At 73.7% G+C, this 11,617-nt stretch carries 4 protein-coding genes and 2 pseudogenes; 5 read left to right on the top strand and 1 reads right to left on the bottom strand.

Annotated features, from left to right (window positions below; genetic code table 11):
* The first annotated feature begins 9 nt into the window (after positions 1 to 9).
* The gene (locus ACIRP7_RS34645; protein ID WP_403667552.1) at positions 10 to 264 is read left to right on the top strand and encodes a hypothetical protein; all 255 of its coding nucleotides are present in this window, start codon (positions 10 to 12) and stop codon (positions 262 to 264) included.
* 298 nt (positions 265 to 562) lie between these two features.
* On the opposite strand, the gene ACIRP7_RS34640 is transcribed toward ACIRP7_RS34645, so the two are convergent.
* A complete protein-coding gene (locus tag ACIRP7_RS34640; protein WP_403667766.1) occupies positions 563 to 1,405 on the bottom strand; it encodes an RNA polymerase sigma factor SigF in 843 nt (280 codons plus the stop codon).
* 432 nt (positions 1,406 to 1,837) lie between these two features.
* On the opposite strand from ACIRP7_RS34640, the gene ACIRP7_RS34635 reads away from it, so the two are divergent.
* The 4 genes and pseudogenes from ACIRP7_RS34635 to ACIRP7_RS34620 form a co-directional block, all read left to right on the top strand.
* On the top strand, positions 1,838 to 4,501 hold the full coding sequence (locus ACIRP7_RS34635; RefSeq protein WP_403667549.1) for an acyltransferase domain-containing protein: 2,664 nt from the start codon (positions 1,838 to 1,840) through the stop codon (positions 4,499 to 4,501).
* Positions 4,502 to 4,637: 136 nt separating this feature from the next.
* Positions 4,638 to 9,989 carry an SDR family NAD(P)-dependent oxidoreductase gene (locus ACIRP7_RS34630; RefSeq protein WP_403667763.1) on the top strand — a complete coding sequence of 1,784 codons (5,352 nt, stop codon included), beginning with the start codon at positions 4,638 to 4,640 and terminating at the stop codon, positions 9,987 to 9,989.
* A 12-nt stretch (positions 9,990 to 10,001) separates the two neighbouring features.
* Positions 10,002 to 10,085 (top strand): annotated as a pseudogene (locus tag ACIRP7_RS34625) (hypothetical protein); the annotation flags it as partial.
* A gap of 66 nt (positions 10,086 to 10,151) precedes the next feature.
* Positions 10,152 to 11,597, top strand: a pseudogene (locus ACIRP7_RS34620) (type I polyketide synthase); the annotation flags it as partial.
* Positions 11,598 to 11,617 lie beyond the last annotated feature (20 nt).

Here is an 11,617-nt window from a genome sequence, read left to right as displayed (position 1 = left end):
GAATCCGCCATGCATCTCGACAACCCCGGCCCGCAGAAACGCGCTGACCATCCGCAGAACCTTGCGGTCCTTGACGCGCTCGGCCACCAGGTCCATCAGGACGTGATGGTCGACGTTGTCGAAGCAAGCCTTGCTGCCGCCCTCGATGCTCCACTCGTAGGTCGACGGCTTGCAGGTGAAGTGGTGGATCTCGGCGATGGCATCCTGAGCCCGACGACAGGGCCGATACCCGTCATCTGTGGCAGGCCTGTCCCGGCGCGTTGAGGAAATCGCGGCCACGCACCGCGGCTGCCTGCCGGAAGCTCTCCCGGCCCCAGAAGCGACCGAGCCCGAGCTCGCGAACGCCGTGCCGCCAATCAGGACGAGGTCCTGCCGCCGGACGTGCGCGCGGGTCAGCGTCGAGGCGCGCGGTCCGGACAGGGGTGGCGCGAGATGGTAGGCGACGCCGGACGGATCGGGAGCCTGGAGCAATACGACGCCTCCGCCGGCTACCAGCGCCCGCCACCTGCGTCGCTCCGCGGGGGACACCGGGTCAAGCCTCCGGCTGCGGGAGTGACAACCATCAGGAGGTGCTGAGCATGCCTTCGCGCAAGCGGGCCAGGAGACGGGAGATCAGCCGGGAGACATGCATCTGGGAGACGCCGAGACGCTCGCCGATCTCTGCCTGGGTGAGTTCCTCGACGAACCGCCAGTGAATGAGCTTGCGGTCGCGTTCGTCGAGTTCGGCGATCATCGGGGCCAGGGCGTGGAAGTCCTCGATCAGGCTGAGGGCCGCGTCCTCATTGCCGATGAAGTCAGCGAGCACCGACTCGCCCTCCTCGCTGCCGCTGATCGCCGCGTCCAGAGAAGCCGACTTGTAACCGTTGGAGGCCAGCCGCGCCTCGACGACCTCGTCCTCCGGAAGGCTCATCAGCTCGGAAAGCTCTTTGGTCGTCGGTGTCCGGCCCAGCCGGCTGCGCAGCTCCTCGTTGGCACGGGCGAGCTGGACGCGGGCCTCCTGGAGTCGGCGCGGAACGTGCACAGCCCAGGAGGTGTCGCGGAAGAACCGCTTCATTTCACCCACGACGTAGGGGATCGCGAAAGACGTGAACTCGACCTCGCGGGACAGCTCGAACCGGTCGATGGCCTTGATCAGGCCGATCATGCCGACCTGGACGATGTCCTCCATCTCCTCGGGCCCCCGGCTGCGGAACCGGCCGGCCGCGTAACGGACCAGGGACATGTTCATCTCGATCAGCGTGTTGCGCGCGTACTGGTACTCGGGCGTACCCTCCTCCAGCACCGCCAGCTGGTCGAAGAACAGCTTCGACAACTCCCGCGCGTCCTTCGGCGCCACCTTGGAAGGGTCCGCGATCTCCGGCACGTCCGTCGCCCGCTCCGCAGACTGCGCGGTCATCGTCGGCATCATGCGCCCCTCCCCGTCGATCTGAACTCGTCTTCCCGACTCCTCGGCCGGCCTGCACGCGTCTACCCCGGCATCCGCTCGGCATTCCCGAAATCCTCCAGCTTCCGCTCGACGCACGCCCGGCGCGCCCCGAATGCCCCTGCCCTGCGGCTTGCAGGGTTGTTGGCGGCGTGAATGGCGACTCTCACCAGCCCGCCCTGACGCGGCTCACGGAGTCCGGTCGGCTTGACGAATTCTCGCCTGCCCTTTCCCCTGGCGGTTTCCCCGGCCAGCCCGGGTCGCCCTGCGGACGAGTCGGGCTTTACGGCGGCGTTCGTCGCAGTGACGGCGCCGTAAAGCCCGATGGCGTCGAGCCAGTCTCTAGGTCTGGTCAAGCGGTCACCGTCAGGGTGTGGCCGATCGAGCAAGCGTGGGCGGAGCGTTCGAAAGCCGATGACGGCGGCCGCGGGACCGAACCGCCCGATCCACCCGCCCGAGGACACCAGTGACGGGAAGGCCGACTACGCCGTGACCAGCAGAGGGCCTTGGCCCGAGCCCGACCATCACACCGACGCCGAGACCGCGGAAATCCCGATTGTCATCGTCGGCCTCGCGGCCCCGGAAGGGGCTCCCGAGGCCGTGCGCCGGGCGGAAGGGGCCGGCCCCGTCGGGATGCGGGTGAGCTGTGCGCCCGACGGGGTGGCGGCCTTCTTCGGCGACGCCGTGCGGGGTGCGTCCCGTGAGCGGCTCAGCGCGCTGCACCTGGTGTGGGCCGCGTTGGAGGACGCCGGGGTCGTTCCCGGCGCACTGCGCGACGCCGATGTGGGGGTGTTTCTCGTTCAGACGGAGGCCGGGGACGGGGACGCCGGCAGTTCGGATGCGCTGGCGGCGCTCGTCGGGGGGGATCTCGGCTGGCGGCGGGGACCCAGGGTGACGCTCGGGGCGGAACGGCCGGCGCGGGCGGCGGTCGAGTCGGCCACCGAGCATCTGCGCCGGGGGGAGTGCGATGTCGCGGTGGCGGGTTCCGTCACGGGCGCGGTCGCGGTCCTGCGGCGGCGCTCCACCGCCGTACGGGCCGGTGAGCGCCTGCTCGCGCCCGCGGAGGCGTTCGGCTCCGGCGATGCGCTCACCCTCGGCGGTGTGCCGGCGCCGTCGACCGCGCGGCTCGTGCCGATCGTGCTGTCCGGGCGGAGCGACGCCGCCGTGGCGGCGCTGGCCCGGGATGTGCTCGCCCGTTTCGAGGCCGACCCCGAGCTGTCACCGAGCGACCTGGGGTGGTCGCTGGCGACGACCCGTACGACCGGCCTCGGGCGGCGGGCCGTTCTGCTCGCCAGCGACAGGGCGGGGGTGGTGCGCGGGCTGCGCGCGGTCGCCGAGGGCGGGATCGCCCCGCTGCTGTTCCGTACGCCGCCCGGCGCGAGCGTCGCGGGCGGTGGAGGCGTGGTGCATGTCTTCCCCGGGCTGGGCTCCCAGTGGCCGGGCATGGCGCTCGGCCTGCTGGATGCCTCCGACGTGTTCCGTGCACGGATGGAGGAGTGCGCGCGGGCTCTCGAGCCCCTCGTTCCCTGGTCGCTGTACGACGTACTACGGGGTGCCCCGGGAGCGCCGGGCCTGGAGGAAGTGGACGTCGTCCTGCCGGTCCTGTTCGCGGTGAGTGTGTCCCTGTCCGCGCTGTGGAGCGCCTGCGGTGTGCAGCCCGCGGTCGCCGTCGGCTCCAGCCTCGGTGAGATCGCCGCCGCGCATGTCGCGGGTGCCCTGACGCTGGACGAGGCCGCCCGGGTCGTCGTGCTGTGGAGCCGGATGCAGGCGGAGGCGGCCGGAGAGGGCGAACTGGCCGCCGCGGCACTGCCGCCCGACGAACTCCGTCCGCTGCTCGACTCCGAACACCTGCGCGGCCGGGTCCACTTCGCCGGTACGAACGGTCCGCGTTCCGTGCTGCTCGGTGGGGAGCGCGCGGCCGTGGCGGAAGTCGTCGAGACGCTCGAGGCCAAGGGCATACGGGCCAAGGAGCTGAGCCTCGGTCTCGCGGCGCACACGCCAGGCGTGAGCGTCGACGCCGCCGCGTTCCTCACCGGTACGGCGTCGATCACACCGGCCCCCGCCACCGTGCCCTTCTACTCCTCCCTCACCGGCGGCGAGTTCGAGACGACCGGTCTGGACGGCGCGTACTGGCTCCGCAACCTCACTTCCGAGGTCCGTTTCGAGACGGCCGTACGAGCCTTGTGGGCGGCAGGTCATCACACCTTCCTGGAGGTCAGCCCGCATCCCGTGCTCCTCGGCGGGGTCCAGGAGACCCTGGAGGACCTCGGTGCGGGCACCGGGGCGGCGGCGTCCGGGGTCATCGGCACCCTGCGCCGGGGGGAGGACGAGGTCACGGAGTGGCTGACGGCGATGGCGCGGCTCCACGTACGTGGGGTCGCCGTCGACTGGGCTGCCTTCTTCCGCGGTCATGACGGCCGGCGGATCGCCCTGCCGGCGTACCCGTTCGGCGTCGAAGTGACGGACATGGCCGAGCTTGGGGCGACGACCGGTGGTTCACCGGCCCAGGGCACCCGCGGCGGCACCGGTACCGCGGGGCCGTCCCTCGTCGGTCTCACGGCGGTCGAACGGTCGCATGCGGTCGAGGAGTTCGTACGGGCCCAGGTGGCGCTGGTGCTGAGGCACGACGACCCGGACGCTGTTCCGCTGGAGCGCGGCTTCCTGCAGTCGGGCATGGACTCGCTGCAGGCCGTGGAACTGCGCAACCGGCTCAACGAGGCCACCGGGCTGCGGCTGCCCACGACGCTGGTCTTCGATCACCCGACTCCCGCGTCCGTCGCGGACGTCATCGGCGAGTTGCTGACCGTCCGGACGGAGCAGGGCCCGGGGTGGGGTGCGGGCCAGGGCGCGGAATCGGCGGTCCTTTCCCGACTCGATGCCCTGGAAGCCGAACTGCTTGCCTCCGGCCTGCCGCATGACGGCGACGACAGCCCCGGGAGCGGTCCCGCGCGGGAGCGTGTGGCGGCACGGCTGCGCGACCTGCTGGACCGGCTGGCGTCGGACGACCAGGACGAGTTCGGGGACGCGTCCCTGGAGGAGTTACTCGACCTTGCCGACCAGGAGCTACGCAGGTCATGACGGCGGAATCCAGGCCGCGAGCCTCTGCGTCCTCCTCGTACTCGGCCGTACGCGCGGGCGCGCGGTCCCAGAGACGCACACCCACGCGTACGCCATCGGAAAGCTCCCCCCACCCGACCTGAAAGGCCACGGCCCCATGACGAGCGGTGCGAAGAACGGGACGGCCGACGCCGCGACCGGCGACAGCAGGGTCACCGACACGTTGAAGCGGCTCACCGTCGACCTCCGTGACATCCGGCGGCGGCTGCGCGAGACCGAGGAGTCGGCCCGCGAGCCGATCGCGATCGTCGGCATGGCCTGTCGCTTCCCCGGCGGGGTCGAGTCCCCCGAGGATCTGTGGCAACTGGTGGCGGAGGGCCGGGACGTCATCTCGCCGCTGCCCACCGACCGGGGCTGGGACGAGGGCCTGTACGACCCGGATCCGACGCGGCACGGCACGGTCTACGTCCGGGAAGGCGGCTTCCTGGACGACCCGGCCGCCTTCGATCCGGCGTTCTTCGGGATGAGTACCCGGGAGGCGCTGGCGACCGACCCACAGCAGCGGCTCCTGCTGGAGACCGCCTGGGAGGCCGTCGAACGGGCCGGTATCGACCCGTCGTCACTGCGGGGCAGCCGTACCGGCGTGTTCGCGGGCGTCATCCCCCAGGACTACGCGGGCCGGCTGCGCAACTCCCCGAACGAGTTCGAGGGCTACCTGGGCAACGGCAGCACATGCAGTGTGGCGTCCGGCCGGATCGCGTACACGCTCGGCCTCGAGGGACCGGCCGTCAGCGTCGACACGGCCTGCTCCTCGTCGCTGGTGGCCCTGCACCAGGCCGCGCAGGCGATCCGGGCGGACGAGTGCGATCTGGCACTGGCGGGCGGGGTCACGGTGATCGGGTCGCCGCTGTGGCTGCTGCAGTTCAGCCGGCAGCGCGGGCTGGCCCCGGACGCGCGGTGCAAGCCGTTCGCCGCCGCCGCGGACGGCACGTCGCTCGGCGAGGGCGCCGGGATGCTGCTGCTGGAGCGGCTGTCGGACGCGCGCCGGGGCGGCCGGCGGATCCTCGCCGTCATCCGGGGTTCGGCGGTCAACCAGGACGGTGCGAGCAGCGGACTGACCGCGCCGAGCGGGCCCGCGCAGCGCCGGGTGATCGAACAAGCCCTGGAGCGGGCGGGGTTGACGCCCGCCGACGTCGACGCGGTGGAGGCGCACGGCACCGGCACGAAGCTCGGTGATCCCATCGAGGCGCAGGCCCTGATCGCCGCCTACGGCCAGGACCGCCCCGCCGCCCGGCCGCTGTGGCTCGGCTCGGTCAAGTCCAACATCGGGCACCCGCAGGCCGCCGCCGGTGTGGCCGGAGTGATCAAGATGGTGAAGGCGATGGAGCACGGCGTGCTGCCGCGCACCCTGCACGTGGACGCGCCTAGCCCGCACGTGGACTGGTCGGCGGGCGCGGTCGAGCTGCTGACCGAGACTCGGGACTGGCCGGACACAGGACGCCCGCGCCGGGCCGGTGTCTCGTCGTTCGGCGTCAGCGGCACGAACGCGCATGTGGTGCTGGAGCAGCCGGAGCGGAGCGCCGACGGCGAACCGCCCGCGGAGGCCGACCAGATACGGACGTGGCCCACCGGGGTGCCGTGGGTGCTGTCCGGGCACAGCCGTGAAGCCCTGCGGGCACAGGCCGAGCGGCTGGCGGCCCAGGTGAGGGAGCGTCCGGAGCTGACGCGCGCCGAGGTGGGTGCCGCGCTGGCGCGAGGCCGGTCGGTGTTCGAGCACCGGGCGGTGGTCCTCGGCTCCAACTCCGCCGAACTGCTCGCGGGCCTGACGGCGCTGGCCGAGGGCCGGCCGGCGCACGGGCTGTTCCGCGGCCGTGTCACCTCCGACCGCCGTACCGTGCTGGTGCTCTCCGACCACGGCCTGGAGCGGGACATCGACTGGGCGGCGCGGCTCGTGCTGACCTCGCCGACGTTCTCCCGGCGGCTGACGCACTGCCAGCGGGCGCTGGCCAAGGTCGGCGACCACGCGCTGCGCGGCGGTGCCTTTCCGGGGTCCGAACCGACGGTGCGGTGGGCGGTGCTGGTGGCACTCGCCGGGATGTGGGAGGAGTACGGCGTACGGCCCGCGGCGGTGGTCGGCGAGGGCGTCGGCGAGATCGCGGCGGCCTGTGTATCCGGCGCGATGTCGCTCAAGGAGGGCGCACAGGCGGCCGCGCACGGCACGGGCATGGCGCCCCGCGAGGGCCGGATTCCGGTGCTGGGGACGTCCTCGACTCCGCTCGACGACACCGTTCGCACCTTGAGCGCACGCGGTCATGCGCTGTTCGTGGAGGTCGGTGCCGCCTCGGCCGTCGCTCCCCGTCTCACGGCTGCCCTGGAGGGAGACACGGCGCGGGTCGTCGTCTCGCCGGTGGGTGGGGCGAGCGGTGCGGACGGGCTGCTTCCCGAACTGGCCCGGCTGCATGTGTGCGACACGACCGTGGCCTGGCCGACCGCCTTCCCCGAGTTGTTCCTGGAAGGCCGACGGCCGGCCGACCTGCCGACGTACGCCTTCCAACGGCGTCGGTACTGGCTGGACGACAGGCCCCGCACGCTCGACGCGGCCGGGCTCGCGCCCGCGGACCATCCGCTGCTCGGTGCGACCGTGGAACTCCCGGAGGACGGCGGCCTGTTGTTCACGGGCCGGCTGTCGACGGCCACGCAGCCGTGGCTCGCCGACCACGTGGTGGCGGACCGGGTGCTGCTGCCGGGCGCGGCGGTGCTGGAGCTGGCCCGGTGGGCGGGGGCGTCCGCCGGCTGCGTCCGGGTGGCGGAGCTGACCCTGCACAGCCCGCTCGACCTGTCCGCCGATCCGCGCGCGAGCCGGGCGATCCGGCTCCGCCTGACCGACGCCGACGCCACGGGCCGCCGCCGCCTCACCCTGTCCTCCCGGCCCGGCCCGGACGAGCCGTGGACCCGCCACGCGACGGGAACCCTCGACGCGGCCGGCTCGGAGACACGCCGCTCCGACCTGGTCACCTGGCCCCCCGTCGACGCACTGAGCATGGACATCGACGCCTTCCACCGGCGGGCCGAGGAGCACGGGATCGCCTACGGGCCCGCGTTCCGGGGCCTGCGAGCGCTGTGGGGGCGCGGCGACGAGGTGTTCGCCGAGGTCGCCCTGCCGGAGGGGATGCAGCAGGAGGCCGGACGGTACGGACTGCACCCCGCACTGCTGGACGCGGCGCTCCAGGCCTGGCATGCGACGCACCCCGAGGCGCTGGAACGGCGGATGGTGCCGTACACCTGGCAGGGGGTGACGGCGACGGGTGCCGCCGGGCCGAGCGTGCTGCGGGTGCGGCTCGCGCCCGTGGACGGTCCGGCCCCCGGCGCGGACGGCACCGGCGCCTCCGTGACCCTCTCCATGGAGGTCGCCGACGGGGCGGGCGTGCCGGTGGCATCGGTGACGGCGCTCCACCTCAGGTCCCTGGGCCGGGGACCGGCCGGTACCGCCGGCGCGGGCACACTGCTGCGCGCCCGATGGGTGCCGTGCCCCGGCCCGGACCTGCCGGCCGACGCCGAGGTGGTCGCCGCGCTCGGGGAGCCGGACGCGCTGCCGGTGAGCGTCGATGCCCGGTACGCCGATCTGGCCGCCCTCGGTTCGGCGCTCGCCGCCGGGGCGCCCGCGCCGGACGTGGTCCTGCTGCCGGTCACCGCGGACGGCGACCTCGCGGATGTTCCGGGAGCTGTGCGCGCGGCGACCGCCGAGGTCCTGGCCGCGCTGCGGTCCTGGCTCACCGAGCCGGCGCCGGGCGCGAGCAGGCTGGTGGCGGTGGTGAAGGAGCGAGGCGGCGAGGCCCGCCTCGTCACGGAGGCCGTACGCGGACTGGTCCGCAGCGCGCGCACCGAGCATCCGCGCCGGTTCGGGCTGCTGTCCCTCGCCGACGGTGAGGCGTCGACGCGGGAGGTGTTCATGCGGGCGCTCGGCACCGTCCAGGAGGAACCGGAGGTCGCCGTCCGAGAAGGGCGGCTGTGGGTGCCGCGCCTGTCGGAGGTGGCGGAGAGCCGGTGCGAGGGGGACGGCGGGAGGCCGGCCCGTGCTCTGGATCCCCACGGCACCGTGCTGATCACCGGGGGCACCGGCACTCTGGGCGGGCTGGTGGCCCGGCACCTGGTCGCCCGGGGAGCCCGGCACCTGCTCCTGACCGGGCGGCGCGGCGAAGCGACGCCCGGGGCGGCCGAGTTGGCGGCGGAGCTGACCGCGGAAGGGGCCGAGGTCAGGGTGGTGGCCTGCGACGCGGCCGACGCGGGAGCCCTGGCGGCGGTGCTGGACGGCGTGCCGAAGGAACACCCGCTGACCGCCGTCGTCCACGTCGCCGGCGTGACGGACGACGCGGCACTCACCTCGCTGACCGACGACCGGCTCGGCGCCGTACTGCGCCCGAAGGTGGACGCCGCCTGGCATCTGCACGAGCTGACGCGCGGGCTGGACCTCGCCGAGTTCGTGACGTTCTCGTCCGTGTCCGGCACGTTCGGCGCCGCCGGGCAGGCGAACTACGCGGCGGCGAACGTCTTCCTGGACGCCCTCGCCGGGTACCGGCGCGCACGCGGCCTGCCCGGTCTGTCGCTGGCCTGGGGACCGTGGGCCGAACGCAGCGCGTTGACCGGCGGCCTGACGGAGGCGGACTGGGCGCGCATCGGCCGGGACGGGGTCCGTGCCCTGGCCACGGAACACGCTCTCGCTCTCTTCGACACCGCCCGTCTGCTGACGGAGACCGTCGAGGAGCCGGTGTTCGTCGCGCTGCGGCTCGACCTGGCGCAGGTGGCGAAGCGGAACGCCTCCGGTCTGCTCGTGCCGCTGCTGCGCTCGCCGGCGGACGGCTCCGGGGCGGCTCCCGGGACAAGGCCGCGGCAGGGCACCGGCACCGCGGGCACCGGCCCGGCACCGGCGTCCTCCTACGCGGAGCGCGTGCGGGCGATGCCGCAGGCGGAGCGCAGGCGGGCTCTGCTCGACCTGGTCCGTACGCACACGGCGGTGGCGCTGGGCGAGGGGACGGCCGAGGACATCGAGCCGGACCGGGGCTTCGCCGACCTGGGCGTCGACTCCCTGGGCGCCCTGGACCTCCAGGAGAAGCTGCTCAGGACGACCGGCGTCGACCTGCCCAGCACCCTCGTCTTCGACTACCCGACCGCGGCCGCGCTCGCCGACCATCTCTGCGCCGAGCTGGGCCGGGCGGCGGACGACGGCGTCTCGGCCGGGCCGGCCCTGGCCGAGGTGGACCGGCTGGAGGCGTTCCTGGCCTCGTTCGCCGAGACCTGCGACGCCACGGCCAGGGAGACGGTCGGCCACCGGCTGCTGGACCTGGTGTCCCGCTGGCCCGGTGGCACGGGAGGGGACGGCCTCTTCGGTACGGAAGACGAAGGAGCGCGGTCGGCGGACCTCGCGTCGGCGTCCGACGACGAACTCTTCGAGGTCCTCCAGCAGATGCGCTCCGCCGACAGCGGAACGCCGTCGAATCACCAGCGTATTTAGGAGCGGGCTCACGTGTCGCAGTCATCGACATCACCGTCGCAGCAGTCGCAGGTGGAGAAGTTCCGCGAGCACCTGCGCTGGGCCACCGCCGAACTGGGCGAGGCACGGCGCCGGGTGGCCGAGTTGCAGGAGGCCGACCGCGAGCCGATCGCGATCGTGGGCATGGCGTGCCGGTTCCCCGGCGGCGTCGACTCCCCCGAGTCCCTGTGGCGGCTGGTCACGGAGGGCCGGGACGCCATCGGCACGGCGCCGGCCGAACGGGGCTGGTCCACCGGGGAGTCCCCCGACCCCGACGGCGGGCGGCCCGGCGCGGCCTCCGGCTGGCGAGGCGGCTTCCTGGACCGTGCCGCCGAGTTCGACCCGGCGTTCTTCGGGATCAGTCCGCGCGAAGCCGTCGCCATGGACCCGCAGCAACGACTGCTGCTGGAGGTGTCGTGGGAGGCGTTCGAGCGCGCCGGGATCGACCCGACGACGCTGCGTGGCACCCGGGTCGGCGTGTACACGGGGCTGATGTACCACGACCACGCCACCCGCCCGGGCGGGGCGGACGAGGACGGCACCGGCTTCCTGAGCGGCGGCACCTGGGGCAGCGTCGCCTCCGGCCGGATCTCCTACACGCTGGGCCTGGAGGGACCGGCCGCCACGATCGACACCGCCTGCTCGTCGTCGCTGGTCGCCCTGCACCTGGCCGTGCAGGCAGTACGGCGCGGCGAGTGCACGATGGCGCTGGCGGGAGGTGTGACCGTGATGGCCACGCCGGGCACCTTCGAGGGCTTCAGCCGACTGGGCGGGCTGGCGCCCGACGGGCGCATCAAGTCCTTCGCGGCCTGTGCCGACGGCACGACCTGGAGCGAGGGTGCCGGCATGCTGGTCGTCGAACGGCTGTCAGAGGCGCGGCGGGCCGGTCACCGGGTCCTCGCGGTCGTCCGCGGCTCCGCCGTCAACCAGGACGGCGCGACGAGCAGCCTGTCCGCACCGAACGGTCCCTCGCAGCAGCGGGTCATCCGGGCCGCGCTGGCCGAGTCCCGGCTCTCCCCCGACCTGGTGGACGCGGTGGAGGCGCACGGTACGGGCACCACGCTCGGCGACCCCATCGAGGCGCAGGCCGTGATCGCCACGTACGGCCAGAACCGCGGGCGGCCCGTGTGGCTGGGCTCGTTGAAGTCCAACATCGGACACGCGCAGGCCGCCGCGGGTGTCGGCGGTGTGATCAAGATGGTCATGGCCATGCGCCACGGCGAGCTGCCGAGGACGCTCCACGTGGACGCGCCGACCCCGCACGTGGACTGGTCGGCGGGGAAGGTGGAGCTGCTGACCGAGCACAGGGAGTGGCCCGAGACAGGTCGGCCCCGCCGTGCCGCCGTGTCCTCGTTCGGTGTCAGCGGCACCAACGCGCATGTGGTGCTGGAGCAGGCTCCCGCCGAGACTCCGCAGGAGGCGGGTGAGCCCGCCGCACCGGTCGTGCCGCTGGTGCTCTCCGCCCGCGACCCCGCCGCGCTGCGCGCCCAGGCCGAGCGCCTGGCCGCCCATGTCGGCGCCGGCGCCTCGGACGTACGTGCCACCGCACGCGCCTTGCTGACGGGGCGGACGGCGTTCGGTGACCGGGCCGTGGTTCTCGGCTCCGACCG

The organism is Streptomyces sp. NPDC102270, from assembly GCF_044766405.1.
Lineage (GTDB): Bacteria > Actinomycetota > Actinomycetes > Streptomycetales > Streptomycetaceae > Streptomyces.
Note: the sequence above shows the minus strand (reverse complement) of the source record. Positions and strands in the feature narration are given on the sequence as shown.